Here is a 15,311-nt window from a genome sequence, read left to right as displayed (position 1 = left end):
CCATCTCATTTAGGTTCTCGGTAGCCTGCTCCTGTGTCGATGGTGGAACGGCTGGTGCCCGACGAGCTGTGGAAACTGTTCCAGCGGGTGGTGCCCCAGGCACCCACCCGACCTCAAGGTGGTGGGCGGCGCAGACACTGCGACCACCAGGTGCCAGCCGCGATCATCTTCGTGACCACGTCCGGTTGCACCTGGGCCCGGCTCCTGCCGGTGTTCGGCCTCTCCGGGCCCACCGCGCATCGGCGCTTCACCGAGTGGACCCGGACCCGGGTCTGGGCCAAGTTCCACCGGCTCGTGTTGGACGAGCTCTGTTCCCGCGGTGAGCTGGACTGGTCGCGGTGCGCGATCGACTGGGTGAAGATGCGGGCTCTCAAAGAAGGGACCTGACAGGCCCGAATCTTGTCGATCGGGGCAAGAATGGGTAACCGCCCGGCTGTCACTGCATTCCGGTCAGCCTTTCGGCGGCCGGGTGAGCTCGATGTCGGCGTCCACTTCAGGCAGCGGCACCTCCACCAAAAGGTCGTGCATGCTGGCGAACTCGTCCATGGTGTACGGGGCACCACGTATCAGCACCACGGGGATCGCTTCGTTGGTCTGGCCCATGAGGGCGTGTGCGGCTCCGGCCAGTTCGTCTACGCGGTTGAGGTCTCCCCAGCTCGGGTTGCCGTACAGGTCCATGGCATCGGGCGCCGCTTTCTCGACGGCCGCGATCCCGGCCAGGCCGATCGCCTGGCCCTCGGAGCCTTCCCGCCATCGGTTGCCGAGGCTGTCGGAGATGATGACCGCCACGGTGGTGCCGGTGAGGTCGCGGATGCGGTCGCGGATGGTCCGTGCCGAGGCGTCGGGGTCGACGGGGAGCAGGCAGGCCCACCCCTCCTCGTACACCCCGCTGTTGGACAGGTCGACTCCAGCGGCGGTGTCGTACATGCCACGGTTGTCGACGGTGACGACGTGGCGTCCGATGATCTCCACGACCGCCTTCGACTCGTCCAGGTACAGCTGGCACAACCGGGCGTCGCGCCCGGTCAGCTCCGCCAGGCGTTCGGCGCGGGGGGTCGGGGTGACGGTGTTCAGCCGCACGACCCGGTCCTCGACCTTGGAAACGATCTTCTGGGCGACGACGATGACGTCGCCCTCGTGGAGACGGTGTCCATCGGCGTTGACGGCGTCGACGATGATCTGCCCGAGGTCGTCTCCCACGGTGATGCGGGGGATGCCGGGAAGGGCGCGCAGGGTCATGTCCCAGTTGCTCATGGTGTTCACTATTCCGAGTTAGCAGCCGATGGTGCAGGAGTTTTGGCAGACCGGTCGGGTGGGCGTTCGATGGCGGCGGGGCGCAGTTGACTGCTCAGGCCGCCGTCGAGGGTGAGTGTGTGCCCGCAGGCGCCGTCGAAGGCTGGGGAGGCGAAGGCATCCAGCGCTTCCACCAGTTCGGCGAGGTGCATGTAGGTGCCGCGGGGAACCAGGGCGATGAGGTCGTCGGCTCGTTCTCCGTCGGCTGCGGTGCTCGCCGATTCGGCCAAGGGACCGACGGCGACGGCACGAGGACAGAGCCGCGCACCGTGTTCGAGAGTGAAGGAGCGGACGAGCGACTCCACTCCGGCCTTGGCGGCGTCGTAAGCCGGTTGGTAGCGGTGGGCCCGGGTCGCACCGACGGAGGACAGGACCACCGCAGAGGCCTTCAGGTCTCGCTCCTCCAGCACCATCACCAGGGCACGTAAAGCGACGTACGCGGCGGTGAGGTTGTCGTGGACCAGAGCAGAGAACGCCGCTGGTGAGGTGTGGGCGATGGGGATGCGCGGGCCCAGGTGGGCGGCGGTGTGGAACAGCTCCACCCGGCCGGTCATCGGGGTGAGGCGTTCACGGAGCAGCATGGCGAACTCCTCCGAGGCCACGTCCACCTCGACGACGCCGGGAGCTGGACGGCGGTCCACCGCCAGCACCGGACCGCGGGCGCGCAGGTGCGTGGTCAGGGAGCCGCCGATCTGCCCCGCGGCTCCGGTGACCACCCGCAGCACGGTCCGCCGATTCACCACGCCTCCCGGGTGAGCTCTGCGGCGTACCAGGCAGGACCGAAGGTCTGGGTGCGGGTAACGGTGAGCCGGGCCTCGGCGGCGAGGGTGCGCAGGGTGTCCGGGTCGATCCAGGTCCAGTCGAACCAGTCCCCCACCGTGTTCTTGTAGCGCAGGCGCAGGCGCACATCGCCGGGGTAGCGTCCCTGGGCCAGGGCGTTGTCCACCCAGGCGCGGTGGGCGTGGGCGGTGGTCTTCCAGTTCACGCTGGAGGTGATGATCGTGCCACCGGGCGCGAGCCAGGAGGCCAGCCGTTCCAGGAACAGGGGAACGTCGTCCTTGGTCTCGGCGATGCCGAGCCCGCCGCCGAGGGCGATGACGGAGTCCACCGGGTGGATCGGCGTGTAGGTGTGGGCGTCGGCGAGCTGTGCCTCGACTCCACGCTCGTAGGCCAGCTCGACGGCCGGAGGGCAGGTGTCGATGCCGCGGGCACCGATCCCGCGTTCGGTGAGGATGGCCAGGTGGCGCCCGGTGGAGCAGCCGATGTCCAGGGCGGTGCCAGGCCGGACCCAGGCCAGCGCGGCCAGGTCTCCCGGAGGGCGAGCGCCGGGCTGGTCCATCCACCACGCCAGGTCCGTGGTGCTGGTGTGCCCGTCGGTGCGTTCCACCAGCAGCGGGGCCGAGAACAGGTCCCGGTCGGTGAAGGCCAGGGCCATCGGATCTTCGGTCAGGGCCTCGGTCATGAGTGCGTTTCCCTTCGCGTGGTCGCCCAGTGGGCGGGGACCTGGAGGTAGGTGTCATCGGCGCTGGCGTGGCCGGTGACGGTGAGGGTGCGGGAGGGCGGGGACATCGGGGTCAGGGCTCGCAGGTCGGCGGCGTTGGCGGCTTTGAGTGCGAGGGTGCTCTGGGGGCGCTGGGTGCAGGCCAGGCCCATCACCGCGAGGTGCAGGGCGTCGAACGCGGTGAGGTGGCCGCGGACGCGATGGGAGCGGGGGCCGACAGCTCGGTGCAGGTCGACCAGGGTCAGGGTCTCCAAGGCGTGGTTCAGGAGTTCGGGTAGCCGGTCCAGGTCGCTGAGGAACACGGTGTCGCCGCCGTGTTCGTGTGCGGTGGCGGTGTAGAGGTCGCGGACGGCGGCAGGATCGTGTCCGGTGTAGACCAGGGGCGGGGTGAGGTCGTCGATGACCAGGGTGATGGGCCCGGCCAGGGCCGCGCAGGTGATGAGGGTGCGGGTCTGCTGCGACAGCGCGGGGGCTCCGAAGAGGGGCACCGTCACGGGGTCGCCCAGGGCGTGAGTGCGGCTGTGCAGGCGGGTCGGTTCCTGCTGGGGCGGGGCGGTGCGCTGGCCGACCAGTCCGGTCGTAAGGAGCCGGTGCCACAGTGGCCCCAACCTCGTGCCGATCGACTCGGTGTGCACGCCCCCGTCGCAGGTGTCGGTCAACTCCAGGGTGAGGGCGCTCGCCCATAGGGCGTCAGTGCCCGCCGGAGGTCGCTTGGCGCCGGGCGGTGGTGGTGCGAAGGGATTGCGGGGGTCGTGCAGACGGGCCCAAGGCGCGTGCAGACGCAGGGAACGGAGCTGTTCTCCGGCGGCCAGCCCGTCGCTCAGAACGACGTGGGTGGTGTGGGCGGTGTCGGCTGCCGCGGTGACCAGGAGGCCGGGTTGATCGATGGTGCGGCGGTTCATGGGTGATCCGCACGTTCTACCCACCAGGTCGGCGGGGTGTGTGGTAGTGGCGTCTCCGCCGGCGCGCACATCGAACCCGTGGTCGGCGAAAGCCGCAGCGATCAGCTTGACCCGCTCGGCGGCCTGCGCAGAGGGGCCTCGCCGGGCGGCCGGTACCGACACCTGATCTTGCTTCGGTTCGGTGGACAGGTGTCCGCTTTCGGATACTTTGTCATTGAACGAGGAGATTGAAGTGCCCAAGACCCGCCCTGCGTACCCGCCGGAGTACCGCGATCAGATCATCGCGCTGGCCCGCTCCGGCCGTAGCCCCGAGGACCTGGCAGCTGAGTTCGAACCCTCGGCCCAGACGATCCGCACCTGGATCAATCAGGCCAAGATCGACTCCGGCCAGGCAGAGGGCACCACCAGCGATGACAAGGCCGAACTGGCCCGCCTTCGCCGAGAGAACGCCCAGCTGCGCGAAGAGCGCGAGATCCTGCGCAAGGCCACGGCTTTCTTCGTCCGGGAGACCAGTCGGTGATGTTCCGGCTGATCGACGAAGAAAAGACACGCCACTCCGTCTCCCTGATGTCCCGGCTGCTCGGCGTATCGCGGCAGGGCTACTACAAACACCACCACCGAATCCAGGACGGCCCCACGGCCAAGGAACGCTCCGACGCTGACCTGTCCGAGCGCATCCAGGGCCACCACGAGCGCTCCCGCGGCACCTACGGCTCCCCCAGGCTCCAGGCCGACCTGGCCGAGCTCGACGGCATCCGCGCTGGACGCAACCGCATCACCCGGCTGATGCGCCGCCAGGGCCTGGTCGGGGTCCACCGCCGCACCGGCCGCAAAGCCTGACCTCCCAGGACCGGATGGCCACAGCCCCACCGGATCTGGTCGGTCGTGACTTCACCGCCCATGCCCCCAACACCAAGTGGAGCGCGGACATCACCTACGTGCCCACCGACCAGGGGTGGGTGTACCTGGCGGTGGTGATGGACCTGTTCTCGCGCCGCATCGTGGGCTGGGCGATGGCCCCTCACATGCGCGCCGATCTGGTCTGCGACGCGCTGGCCATGGCGGTGACCGCCCGCCGTCCCGGTCCGGGGCTGATCCATCACTCGGACAAGGGATCGCAATACACCAGTCTGGCCTTTGGTCGCCGCTGCGAAGAGGCAGGGATCGCTCCCTCGACGGGGCGGACGGGGTCGTGTTACGACAACGCCGTCACCGAGAGCTTCTTCGCGTCGTTGGAGACCGAGTTGATCGACCGCACCCGTTTCGCCACCAGGGCGGATGCGGAGCGGGAGGTGTTCTCCTATATCGAGGGGTTCTACAACCCCTGGCGGCGGCATTCGGCCAATGGTCAGCTCAGCCCGGCTGAGTATGAACGTCGCCACACCGAAGTTGCTCAAGACAGGCTTGCGGCGCTGTCTCAGGCCGCGTAAAACCCCAGCTCACAGGTGTCTACCGAACTGAAGCAACATCAACCAGCAGCACGTGGGTGCCCAAGCGTGCGGCCTCGCAAGCGGAGTCCACGAGCTGGTGGAACGCAGTCGGGTTGAGCTGGGGCTTGGCCGTGTACAGCAGGGGGAAGAGCAGGGGTTCCCGCACCGCGGCCGAGCGTTCGTCCCAGGTGGGATCCCACCTGCGGCGGGTGGTGGTGCGCAGATCGGCCAACGGTGTGTGCGCGGGTGCGGTGGGGTCGAGCCAGGCGAACACCTGCGTCAGGTGGTCGGGGAGCATCACAGGTACCCCTTCCAGCGAGGGGAGATCTGGAACTCGCCCAGCGCCTGCTCCGTGCATTCGAGTAGCGTCTGGGATTGCTCCAACAGGCGACGGCACCAGACCGGATCAGTGACCCTGTCCAGGGCATTGCGCATCCGGTGTTCGGCTTCGGCCAATCGCGACTTCTGGTCGGCCTCCCACCAGGTGCGATCCGGGTCGGCGGGGTCGGTGGAGATCGCCGAGTAGAACCCCGGTAGACCGAGCCAGCCGATGTGGATCACACCGACCGAGACCTCCGCGTCCAAGTGGCGCAGGGCCTGGACGAGCACCGGCGCGAAGAGACGCGCGGAGTCGAGTTCCTCAGCGGACTGCACCGCCACCAGCACGTCCACGTCCGAGGCCGCGCAGGGCGGCTTGACGGACAGCGGAGACTGGCTGCCTTCTACGAACACTCGCAATCCCGTTGCAGCCGAGGCGGTGTGGAGCAGGTCCGCCTCGCGGACCCCAACCACCCGGGGCGCCGGGGCGACCCGGGTCGGGTAGAGGAAGGGACCCACCTGGCGGACCCGGTAGGTGCTCGGGTCGGACAGCAGTGTGGCGTCGAAGGCCGTGAAGTCTGCCGGCACCATGCGTTCCGGGGTGGTAGTGAAGCCGGTCTCCGCCGCTCGTGCGAGCGCCACCCGCAGCTCCTCCTCCCTGCTGGAGCGGGTGGAGAGCGGTGGGAAGTGGGGGGCGACGAGATCGGCGTGCTCCACCGCCGTGTCCCCGACCCGTTCCCGGTCGGGAAGGAAGGCGTTCACGCAGACGTAGGTGACGCCGCTCAGGGAGTCGGCCGCCAGGGTGTGCTGCCACCCGGTGGGCACGAACAGGGTGTCCCCGGGGCGGCAGGTGTACCGCGCGCGGCGGGTGCCGTGGGTGAGGGTGGCGGTGCCGACACCGGACAGGAACACGAAGGTCTGTTCCATGTCGGTGTGCACGTGTTCGGGCACGGCGCCGCCGCCCGGAACGCGAACGGTGAACACCTCCGTCGCCCCCGCCTGTTCACGGCGGACGAGGAAGTCGTTGGCGTGGGTGCCGAAATCGTAGGTGGCGCCGCCGGTTGCAGGGGTGTGGATGGGGGCGGTGAAGATCATGGTGAGCCTCGCTCTCATGCGGCACCCAGGCGGGCCGGGGGGCGCGTGGTGGTCGGAGCGGTGGTGAGCAGATGCGTGTAGAAGCCGGTCAGTGCGGTCGCGGCCTGCTCCCAGGAGGGCAGGCGGAGCCGATCGGGTCCGGTGGTCACGGCGGGGGCGGTCTCCGCCCAGCGCGTCAGTGCGGTGCGGTGGTCGAAGGGGTCGGTGGTGATCCACCACGGCGGCGCGGGTTCGGCGGTGTACAAGGCGGTTCCGCCGACAGGGGTGGAACTGAGGATGCGACGCCCCGCCTGGAGTGCGGAGACGAGGACCCCCGAGGAGTACAGGTGTGTGTAGGGCAACGCGACCCAGTCCACCTCGCCCAGCAATTCCCAGAACCGTGCGTCGGTGACGAATCCCGGCCGGTAGTCCAACCGGGGGTCGTCTCCCGCCAGGTCGGCCAGGGCGCAATCCGCGGTAGCCGAGTCGGGGTGCCCGGCCACGAGCAGGCTTGCGCCCGGCGGGGCGGCGGCCAGGAACACCTTCGCGAAGTCGAGGGTGCGCTTGTAGCCACGGACTCTTCCGAAGCAGCCCATCCGCAAGCCGCCGGAACGCGTCGGGGGCACCGGGCGAGGGTCGGGAAACAGGGGGTGGGGCAGGTGCACGGTCCCGCTGGGCAACCAGGGGCGCGCGGCGCGGACGGCGCGTTCGTGGTCAGGTGAGAAGAAGTGGGCGCCGTGGGTGAGGCGGTCCACCTCGCACAGGTATCCCCAAAGTTCTGGATCGGGTTCGTGCGGCGTGGTGTTGTGCACCGTCTGCACGAGTACCGCCCCGGAGGTGACCATGCGGTGCAGGAGGTCCAGTGCGGCGCGCGTACCGTGCTGCCGGGCGAGTTTCTCAGGCCAGTGCAGGTGCACCACGTCGGCCTCTCCGGTCACCGATCCGCCGATACGGAACAGCGGTGCCGCAGGGGAATCCACGCACAGGCCCGGGTGAATGACGTGCAGTCCGGCCTCACACAGCGCCGTCTCGGCCGCTTGCACGTAGGGATTCCAGCCGCAGAGTTCGGGAACCTGGAGTACCCGCACCCCGCTTCGGGTCTCCCCGATGTCGACGACGGTTCTGCCCTGGGACAGTGCCCACGGGGCCAGTCCCTGGACCATACGGGACAGGGTCTTCCGGTAGTCGTGAGCCCTGAGGATGCCCCGTCCGGCAGTGCGCATCCGCTCGCGCTCGGGTTCGCTCAACAGCAGGGACCGGCGTAGGGCGTCGGCCAGGGAGCGGGGGTTCGAAGGGGGGCAGGTGAACCCGGAGACGCCGTTGGTCACCAGGTCCGCGAGTCCTCCAGCGGTGGTGGCGACAACCGGAGCCGCTCCTGCGGCGTAGGCCTCCAGCGGAATTCGCCCGAAGGGCTCCACACGGGAGGGCACGACCAGCGCGCGGACCCCGGGGTGGGCCATCAGGGAACGAGCCCGGGCGGAAAAGCGCGTGATCAGGCTGGCGTCGAGGGCTCGATCGCGGATGAGCGCAGCCAACTCGCGTTGGTGGGCGGTCATCGGGGCTTCGGAGACCGCGGCGAGCACCAGGTGGGGCAGGTTCGCTCCGGCGCAGGTCAGCAACGACCATGCTTCCAGCAGGTCCTCGAAGCCCTTGCGGGGGACCGCTCGCCCCAGCGCCAGGACGAACCCCTCCTCTCCCACCCCTTCGGGAAGCAGTTCCGCGCCTCGGGACGGATGGAAGAGGTGGTCGGCAGAGGTGAGACCGTTGGTCACCTCCACGACGCACGCATCCGGAACCCCGAGGTCCGTGGTCAGGTGACGGCGCATGAACGGGGCGATCGCGCCGATGCGCACTCCGGCGGCGGCCGCCGCACGGAGGCTGCTGGCCTCCCAGGCGGTGCGTCCCAGGTTCCCGGGGCAGTGCAGGGCCGCGCTGGAACGCGGCAGCACCAAGCTCTCCCACCCCGAACGTCTCGGGGCTCGGGCCGCCGTTTCGAGAAAGGGCACGTCCAGGAGCAGGAGCAATCCGCGCTGGTAGGAGCCCATCACCTGCTCAAGCGCCAACAGGGTGTCCCGAGTCAGAGCGGCGAACGCGGGCATTCCACCGAACCGGCTCCGGCCCCCGGTGCCGTTGGCCAGCGGGTGAACGCGCACGGTCCTCGACGTACCGAGGCTGTCGGTGAGAGCTCGGTGCCAGTCCCGGTCATGGTGTCGGCTTCCGGCGGACACCTCCACCGGAAGCACCACAAGGTCCACGGCCGGATCGGGGATGCCGTCGAGGATCTCGATCAGGCGCCGGTTGCTGTGCCCGGCGCCGGTGCCGCATCCGTACCAGCCGTCGTGGACGGCGACGACGACCGCACTCGTGTGTCTGCGCATCTATGACCTCCTCGCGCGCCCGGTACGGGCGGAGGGTTGTTCGTTCGTGGTCCGGGTGGGGGCATCGCGTTGCGGATGACCCCACCCGGTGCCCCGGGGGACGGTCCCGGGGAGGGGCCGCCGTCGCTCCTGTCCGCCCTCTTCGGGGAACCGGGGTTCCCACGGCAGGCGGCGGCCGTTCGGCCCGCGCATGGGGTCGGGGATCGCCCCGGATGCGCAGGGCGCTTGTTATCGGGAGATCTCCACGAACACGCCGGAGCCGGTGTTGATCGGCCCCCAGGCCAGGCTCAGGGCCTCGACCAGGAGGAGGCCGCGGCCGTGTGTGTCCTCCGGAGACGGATCGCCGCGCCGGACGCGGCGCCCGGGTCTGGGGCCAGCGTCCTTGACCACGAGCCGGATCCGATCTCCATAGATGTCGAGTCGGAGGGTGACCCGGCCATCGGGCAGACCGCTGCGGGTGTGCTTGATCGCGTTCGTCACGAGTTCCGAGACGAGCATGGGGAGTTCCTCGGGCGGCTCCACCTCCCAGCGGAGGAGGGTCCCCGTCACCCAGGAACGGGCCTTCGAGACCGACCCGAGGTCTTCTCCCGGCAAGGTGCGCCTCCCTTGGCGCAAGGGCGCCTGCGTCGCGCTCAAGGTGATCACCACTCCCGGCCTTCCTGGCTGTGAGGGGAAGCGGTGGCGACGAGGGTCTGCCTTCCCCGATCGGCGCCCGCCTTCTCCCAGGGCAGTTGCGGACGGTCGGGGAGCCGGGGCGCGGGACGACCCGTGGTCGCGCTCGGCAGCACGAGGCGGACGGGGGTGGCGTGGACCGGCGAAGGCTCGGGCACTGCGTGGTGGCGGGTCCGGTCGACCGCCCGGGTGGCCTTGAAAGCCACGGCTCGGACGAGCAGCCACACCCCCGAAACGATGAAGAGCAGGTGGCGCACAGCGACCTCCTGTACGGATACCGGGTTGAACTCCCGGCTGGGGTGAACGAGACTCCATCATGAACTCAGACAGTCTAAAAAGCAATGCCTTATTTAGACTGTCTGATTTTTGCTTCTTGGAGTTCGTCCGGACCGTAGGATGCAGATCAGGCGAGGAGGCCCCATGACGACCGGTTCCAGCGATTCCAGCCCCACGGCGCGCCGCCGCCGACTCAGCGCAGAGCTGCGGGCACTGCGAGAGGGACACGTGCAGCCGGACGGCCGCAGGACCACATCCGTCGATGTGGCCGAGACCCTCGGATGGGCGCGCTCCAAGCTGAGCCGGATCGAGAACAACCAGTGGAAACGCCCGTCGCCACGGGACGTCAAGGACCTGCTGGACTACTACGGCGTCGAAGACGAGGACCGCCGGGCGTACATCCTCACCCTGGTCACCGAGGGCCGTAGCAAGGCGTGGTGGAGCGAGACCGAGGACCTCTACGGTGGCTCCCCCAACTACATCGGTCTCGAAGCCGCCGCCCGCCGCATCCGCTCGTGGGGGTATCTGGTGCCCGGGCTGTACCAGACTCCCGGCTACGCCACGGCGGTCGTGCGCGGAGGCGGGATCCGCGACGAGGACGAGATCAAGCGGCGAGTTGAAGCCCGCATGAAGCGCCAGTCGATCCTGAGCGGCCCGGAGCCGCCCCAGGTGTGGGCCGTCGTCGACGAGGCGGCGATCCGCAAACCCGTTGGTAGTTCCGAGGTACATGCCGAGCAGATCCGACACCTGATCGAGCTGACCAAAGCGGAGCACCTCACGCTCCAGGTGATGTTGGACAGCACCGGCGCCCACCCCGGTATGGGCTCGCCGTTCGCCATCTTGAACTTCGAACCCACCGAACGCCCGGTGGTGCACCTGGAGACCCTGACCGAGAGCCTCCTGCTGGAGGAGACCTCCAAGACCGACCGATATGACTTGGTGTTCCATCACATATCGGCCAGGGCCGCCTCTCCCGACGAGACCGTGGCCCATCTGGAAGAAGTACTGAACAACCTGTGAAAAGGACGTCCGCCGTGACTCACCCTCTCCGCCGGACCGCGGACCGGGACTTCGTGTTCCGCAAGGCCAGCTACTCCACGTCCCACGGCCAGGACTGCGTGGAGGTCGGGGATCTTCCCGGAGTGTCGGCCGTGCGCGACACCCGGCATCGGGAACTGGGCGCTCTGCTGTTCCCGTCGGGTGAGTGGTCGGGCCTCGTGGCCGCCGCGAAACGGGTGCGTTCTTAGCGTCCGCTCTACCTGACCAGGAAGAAGGGTCCCACCGGTTGGTGGGACCCTTCCGTTCTTCCTTATCGAAATACAGCCGCACCGGGTCGCCCATCTTCGTCACGCGATGAACGAACGACGCTACGACTGTGGCCGGTCGATGGTTCTGGCCCCGAGCAAGGGTGAGCGCAGAGCTAGGAAAACGTCCGACATGGATCGACACCGGCCCCGCAGCAGATGAGCTGGGTGTTCGCGTGCTCCCGGCGGACGGGCCCGGTCGGTAGCATGCGGGGGGCCAGGACCCCGCACACCCGGCAAGACTGAGATGGCGAAGGAATGGTCACTTCTCGACGAGTTCGGAGAGCAGCTCCACGATGTCCGTATCGGCGAGGGACGCGAGCACCCGGTCAGCACCCGCCCGGCGGAGTTCCTCGACCGAACTCGCCCCGGAGGCCACTCCGAGGACACGAGCTCCGGACGTCAGCGCGGCCTCCACGTCCTTAGGGGTGTCGCCGATCAGGACGATCTGCGAGATGCTGATCGGTTTCCCCAGCTTCTCCGCAGTGCGTCGGTGTGCGACTTCGACCAGGGCTGGGCGGTTGTCGTCATCGTCGCCGTAGGCCCCCAGATCGAAGTCCAGCCATCGGTCCAGGCCGAAGGCAGCGAGCTTGATCTCCGCCGCCGCCCGTGTGTTCCCCGTGAGCACGCTCTGGACGATGTGCTGTCGTCGGCTCAAGGTCTGGAGTGCCTCGGTGACTCCGGGCAGGGCTCGGCCCTGCGTCCGCAGCCGGTCCTGGCGTCGCCGGTATCCGTCGGCCTGTTCCCGCAGGAACCGCTCGAACACCTCCGGTCCCGGATCAGTGATCCCGTTCAGGTGGAGGGTCTTACGCAGCAGGACCGGTTCGGTGTGCCCGGCGGCTTTGGCCATCCCCGCGGACAGGGGACGCCCGGTGGCGGCTTCGAAGGCTTCGGCGAACACTTCGCCACCCACGCCTCGGGTCTCGATCAGGGTGTGGTCCACGTCCCAGAGGACGAGCAGGGTGTCGGGCATCGTGCCTCCGATGGGGAAAAGGCGGCCGGTGGTCGAAAGCGCCGTTCTACGATGGGCTTCTGGCCCGCGCCCCTCACGTTGAAAGGCCGGACATGTCGCTGGGGAAGTCGTTCGCGCAGAGACTACGGTGGCATCGTCGGCGTCAGGGCAAGTCCCAGGCGGTCATTGCGGGGCTGGCCGGGTTGAATCCGGAGTATCTGGGGCAGATCGAGCGCGGGCAGCGCACCCCTACCCTCGACACCGTCGAGGCCATCTCCCGTGCCCTCGAAGTACCCGTCGGAGAACTGTTCGGTGAGGTGAAGGACATCCCGGCCGAGCCTACCGATGGGCATATCGCGACGCAGTTGCACAGCGCACTCCACTCGGGCACCACCGCCGGTGACGCGACCGATCTTCACCTTCCCGAACTGCGCGAGCGCGTCGACCGGGCATGGGAGATCTGGCAGGGAACGCCCGACCGCTACAGCAGGCTCTTCCCGTTGATCGTCCCGTTGACCAGGGACGTGGTCCGGTACTGCGCTGCCGAACCATCCCCCGCGGACAGGGCCCTGGCTGCGGACACCTACGGGCTTCTGCGCACGGTGGCACGCCGGATCAACCTCACGGACCTGGCTCTGCTGGCGGCCGAACGCGGACTCCGGGCGGCCGAGCGATCCGAGGATCCCGTGCGAGTGGCGACCGCGCGGTGGAACCTCGCGCACGCGCTCCTGGGTCTCGGTGAACACGCTTCGGCCCTGGAGGTCGCCCGCGAGGCGGCCTCCCGCATCGGGCCCGCCTCCGGCCGCGAGGTCGCCGCGATCACCGGGGCGCTGTGGCTGACCGCCGCGGTCGCCCGCGCCCGATCAGGTGACGCCTTCGGTGCCCTGCGGTGGATCGAGGAACACGCCGCTCCTCTGGCGGACCGTACCGGCGAGACCAACGTGGGGCGCACCTGCTTCGGCCCGGTCAACGTGGGCATGCACATGATGAACATCGAGCTGGAACAAGGTCAGGCCGCCTCGGCGCTGGCGATGGCCGACCGCGTCGACGCCTCCGCCCTGGCCTCGCGCGAACGGCACACCACCTGGGCCCTGGACCTGGCGCGCGGCCACGTCCTCCAGCACGACCCGGGCGCGGCGATGCTGTACCTGCTCCAGGCCGAGATCACCGGCGCCGAGGACCTGCGCTTCAACCCCGACGCCCACACGATCCTCAACCGCGTGGTACACCGCGCCCGACCCGCGCTGCGCACCCAGGCCATCTCGCTGACCAGGCGCCTGAACCTGGAAGGGACCATCCTGTCCAGTTGAGCTGTTCCCTAGACCCCACCACTGTCAGCACGCTGTACTCACCTCCGCATCTGCGGGGAGCACTACTGCCATGGCTCTGTGGACGCCGCCCCCGCAGACTCACCCCCGACGACCAGCCCCGCGCGTGCGGAGACGAGCGCCTGAACAGGAAGCGCAGGGCCAACTTGGGGAGACCGCCCCCGTGAATCTCCCCGGCCTTCCAATGGTTGGTGGTCCGGGTCCCCGCCCTCACGGGCCGCAGACTACCGCCATGCATCTCCGTGTCGATCCGGCCGCGGCAGCTCACACCGAGTCACGAGGATCCTCGAACAGTCCGCTGTACCGCCCACCGGCAGGTGGTACGGCACGGGAACACGCTCGGCCGGGGCCCGCGCACCGCGACCTCCCGCCGCCGGCCGGGCGACCGTCCCGGCCCGCGGCGGCTACTGGCCCTGGCCACGGGTGAAGGCGGGCTCGCCGTCGAACGCGTAGAGACCTTCGGTCTTGATGGGTTCGATGCCGTGCTCCACCATCCGGGACTGGAGGGCGACGATCTCGGCGGCGGTGGTGGAACCGTCCGGGTCGAGGAAGCGGCATCGCCAGTGATCGGTGAGCAGGGTCTCGGCCGCGCCGCCCGGCCACACCTTCTGACCCCGGTTGGAGATCATGTCAAGCCGCAACGGTCCGGCGAGCGGGACGAGCCTGTCGGCGAGCTCGGCCGGGGTGGTCCCGTTCTCGTGGACGAACACGTCGACGCCGAGCCGGGTCTTGGCGGCAGGGGGCCGGTCCTTCAGCTGCACCGTGATCGGCCCGCGCTGCGTGTAGTGAGCCGCCGGAAGCCGTTCGGGGCCCTGGCCGAGACGCTCGATGACCGCGGTCGCGAACGCCCGGGTGCCGACCTCGGCGGTGCTGGTGTCGGGGTGGTGGACGTCATAGGTGTGGACGCCGTCCTCGATGGTCCGCAGCCATGCGTTGTGCACCCTGCTCGCGACGTCGGTCTGTCCGATGTGGACGAGCATCTGCACCGCGGCCAGCAGCAGCCCCGAGGGATTCGCGACGTCCTGGCCGGCCCGCCGGGGGGCGGATCCGTGGATGGCCTCGAACATGGCGATCCGCTCACCGATGTTGGCGCTTCCGGCGAGGCCGACCGATCCGGCGATCTGGGCGGCGACATCGGAGAGGATGTCGCCGTAGAGGTTGGGCAGGACGACGACGTCGAACGCCTCGGGGGTGTCGGCGAGCTTGGCCGCACCGATGTCGACGATCCAATGCTCGGCTCGGATCTCGGGATAGTCGGTGGCGACCTCGTCGAACACCTTGTGGAACAGGCCGTCGGTCATCTTCATGATGTTGTCCTTGGTGAACGCGGTCACCTTGGTCCGCCCATGGGTGGTGGCGTACTCGAAGGCGTAACGGATCACCCGCTCGCACCCCTGCCGGGAGATGAGCTTGAGGCACTGGACGACCTCGTCGGTCTGGCGGTGTTCGATGCCCGCGTAGAGATCCTCCTCGTTCTCCCGGATGATGACGACGTCCATACCGGGATGCCTGGTGGCGACGAACGGTGCGTAGGCGACGCACGGCCGGACGTTGGCAAAGAGGCCGAACGTTTTGCGCACGGTGACGTTGAGGCTCTTGAATCCACCGCCCTGCGGGGTCGTGATGGGGGCCTTGAGGAACACGCCCGTGCGGCGGATGGATTCGAGCGCCTCGGGAGTGACGCCGGCGGGGTTACCGGCCCGGTAGACCGACTCTCCGATGGTGATCGTGTCGATATCGAGGGCCGCTCCGGCTGCGTCGAGCACGGATAGCGCGGCCTCCATGATCTCCGGACCGATTCCGTCACCGTGGGCAACGGTGATCGGTACGGGTGTCGGGTACGACGTCATGATCTCTCCTCGACTCGTGATCGACGGCCGGGA

General features: G+C 68.9%; 14 protein-coding genes and 2 pseudogenes. 5 read left to right on the top strand and 11 right to left on the bottom strand.

Going from position 1 to position 15,311, the window contains the following annotated elements; all coding sequences use genetic code 11:
• Nucleotides 1-33: 33 nt before the first annotated feature.
• Nucleotides 34-422 (top strand): annotated as a pseudogene (locus NE857_RS32355) (transposase); the annotation flags it as partial.
• Nucleotides 423-450: 28 nt separating this feature from the next.
• On the opposite strand, the gene cofE reads toward NE857_RS32355, so the two are convergent.
• Genes cofE through NE857_RS32335 form a run of 4 tightly spaced genes read right to left on the bottom strand, consistent with a single transcriptional unit; the run spans nt 451 to nt 3,696 of the window.
• On the bottom strand, nt 451-1,254 hold the full coding sequence (gene cofE, locus NE857_RS32350; protein ID WP_184366652.1) for a coenzyme F420-0:L-glutamate ligase: 804 nt from the start codon (nt 1,252-1,254) through the stop codon (nt 451-453).
• A gap of 8 nt (nt 1,255-1,262) precedes the next feature.
• Nucleotides 1,263-2,033, bottom strand: a complete 771-nt coding sequence (locus NE857_RS32345) for an SDR family NAD(P)-dependent oxidoreductase (protein ID WP_184366651.1) — start codon at nt 2,031-2,033, stop codon at nt 1,263-1,265.
• Nucleotides 2,030-2,755, bottom strand: a complete 726-nt coding sequence (locus tag NE857_RS32340; protein ID WP_221318899.1) for a class I SAM-dependent methyltransferase — start codon at nt 2,753-2,755, stop codon at nt 2,030-2,032. Before NE857_RS32340 ends, NE857_RS32345 begins: the two co-directional genes overlap by 4 nt.
• On the bottom strand, nt 2,752-3,696 hold the full coding sequence (locus tag NE857_RS32335) for a hypothetical protein (protein ID WP_254419022.1): 945 nt from the start codon (nt 3,694-3,696) through the stop codon (nt 2,752-2,754). Before NE857_RS32335 ends, NE857_RS32340 begins: the two co-directional genes overlap by 4 nt.
• 232 nt (nt 3,697-3,928) lie before the next feature.
• Here NE857_RS32335 and NE857_RS32330 point away from each other — a divergent pair.
• Nucleotides 3,929-5,126, top strand: a pseudogene (locus NE857_RS32330) (IS3 family transposase).
• A 19-nt stretch (nt 5,127-5,145) separates the two neighbouring features.
• On the opposite strand, the gene NE857_RS32325 reads toward NE857_RS32330, so the two are convergent.
• The 5 genes from NE857_RS32325 to NE857_RS32305 all read right to left on the bottom strand — a co-directional run bounded on the left by NE857_RS32325 (nt 5,146) and on the right by NE857_RS32305 (nt 9,825).
• A complete protein-coding gene (locus tag NE857_RS32325) occupies nt 5,146-5,424 on the bottom strand; it encodes a hypothetical protein (RefSeq protein ID WP_254419021.1) in 279 nt (92 codons plus the stop codon).
• Nucleotides 5,424-6,557, bottom strand: coding sequence for a cupin domain-containing protein (locus NE857_RS32320; RefSeq protein ID WP_184366650.1), 1,134 nt, complete (start codon nt 6,555-6,557; stop codon nt 5,424-5,426). The genes NE857_RS32325 and NE857_RS32320 overlap by 1 nt, the downstream gene beginning before the upstream one ends.
• Nucleotides 6,554-8,896, bottom strand: a complete 2,343-nt coding sequence (locus NE857_RS32315) for a glycosyltransferase family 4 protein (protein WP_017567551.1) — start codon at nt 8,894-8,896, stop codon at nt 6,554-6,556. The genes NE857_RS32320 and NE857_RS32315 overlap by 4 nt, the downstream gene beginning before the upstream one ends.
• Before the next feature lie 228 nt (nt 8,897-9,124).
• Nucleotides 9,125-9,490, bottom strand: a complete 366-nt coding sequence (locus tag NE857_RS32310; protein WP_184366649.1) for an ATP-binding protein — start codon at nt 9,488-9,490, stop codon at nt 9,125-9,127.
• A gap of 47 nt (nt 9,491-9,537) precedes the next feature.
• Nucleotides 9,538-9,825 carry a hypothetical protein gene (locus tag NE857_RS32305; RefSeq protein ID WP_017567553.1) on the bottom strand — a complete coding sequence of 96 codons (288 nt, stop codon included), beginning with the start codon at nt 9,823-9,825 and terminating at the stop codon, nt 9,538-9,540.
• 163 nt (nt 9,826-9,988) lie between these two features.
• Between NE857_RS32305 and NE857_RS32300 the strand changes: the two genes are divergently transcribed.
• On the top strand, nt 9,989-10,864 hold the full coding sequence (locus tag NE857_RS32300; protein ID WP_026115261.1) for a helix-turn-helix domain-containing protein: 876 nt from the start codon (nt 9,989-9,991) through the stop codon (nt 10,862-10,864).
• Between the two features lie 14 nt (nt 10,865-10,878).
• On the top strand, nt 10,879-11,091 hold the full coding sequence (locus NE857_RS32295; protein ID WP_017567555.1) for a DUF397 domain-containing protein: 213 nt from the start codon (nt 10,879-10,881) through the stop codon (nt 11,089-11,091).
• A gap of 319 nt (nt 11,092-11,410) precedes the next feature.
• Here the strand turns inward: NE857_RS32295 and NE857_RS32290 are convergent, their stop codons facing one another.
• On the bottom strand, nt 11,411-12,121 hold the full coding sequence (locus NE857_RS32290) for an HAD family hydrolase (RefSeq protein WP_017567556.1): 711 nt from the start codon (nt 12,119-12,121) through the stop codon (nt 11,411-11,413).
• Between the two features lie 92 nt (nt 12,122-12,213).
• Here NE857_RS32290 and NE857_RS32285 point away from each other — a divergent pair, with 92 nt between their 5' ends.
• Entirely contained in the window at nt 12,214-13,410 is a 1,197-nt protein-coding gene (locus NE857_RS32285) for a helix-turn-helix domain-containing protein (protein WP_083934852.1), read from the top strand.
• 422 nt (nt 13,411-13,832) lie between these two features.
• Here NE857_RS32285 and NE857_RS32280 read toward each other — a convergent pair whose 3' ends face one another.
• A complete protein-coding gene (locus tag NE857_RS32280; RefSeq protein WP_017567559.1) occupies nt 13,833-15,278 on the bottom strand; it encodes an NADP-dependent isocitrate dehydrogenase in 1,446 nt (481 codons plus the stop codon).
• Nucleotides 15,279-15,311 lie beyond the last annotated feature (33 nt).

The sequence above is a fragment of the Nocardiopsis exhalans genome, from assembly GCF_024134545.1.
Lineage (GTDB): Bacteria > Actinomycetota > Actinomycetes > Streptosporangiales > Streptosporangiaceae > Nocardiopsis > Nocardiopsis exhalans.
The sequence above is the reverse complement of the archived record's forward strand: the minus strand, read 5'-3'. Positions and strand labels throughout refer to the sequence as shown.

Bases quoted from the DNA above. Each gene is read 5' to 3' on its own strand.
- NE857_RS32290 (WP_017567556.1), bottom strand. From the start codon at position 12,121: ATGCCCGACACCCTGCTCGTCCTCTGGGACGTGGACCACACCCTGATC.
- NE857_RS32285 (WP_083934852.1), top strand. From the start codon at position 12,214: ATGTCGCTGGGGAAGTCGTTCGCGCAGAGACTACGGTGGCATCGTCGG.
- NE857_RS32315 (WP_017567551.1), bottom strand. From the start codon at position 8,896: ATGCGCAGACACACGAGTGCGGTCGTCGTCGCCGTCCACGACGGCTGG.
- NE857_RS32280 (WP_017567559.1), bottom strand. From the start codon at position 15,278: ATGACGTCGTACCCGACACCCGTACCGATCACCGTTGCCCACGGTGAC.
- NE857_RS32325 (WP_254419021.1), bottom strand. From the start codon at position 5,424: ATGCTCCCCGACCACCTGACGCAGGTGTTCGCCTGGCTCGACCCCACC.
- NE857_RS32300 (WP_026115261.1), top strand. From the start codon at position 9,989: ATGACGACCGGTTCCAGCGATTCCAGCCCCACGGCGCGCCGCCGCCGA.
- NE857_RS32340 (WP_221318899.1), bottom strand. From the start codon at position 2,755: ATGACCGAGGCCCTGACCGAAGATCCGATGGCCCTGGCCTTCACCGAC.
- NE857_RS32335 (WP_254419022.1), bottom strand. From the start codon at position 3,696: ATGAACCGCCGCACCATCGATCAACCCGGCCTCCTGGTCACCGCGGCA.
- cofE (WP_184366652.1), bottom strand. From the start codon at position 1,254: ATGAGCAACTGGGACATGACCCTGCGCGCCCTTCCCGGCATCCCCCGC.
- NE857_RS32320 (WP_184366650.1), bottom strand. From the start codon at position 6,557: ATGAGAGCGAGGCTCACCATGATCTTCACCGCCCCCATCCACACCCCT.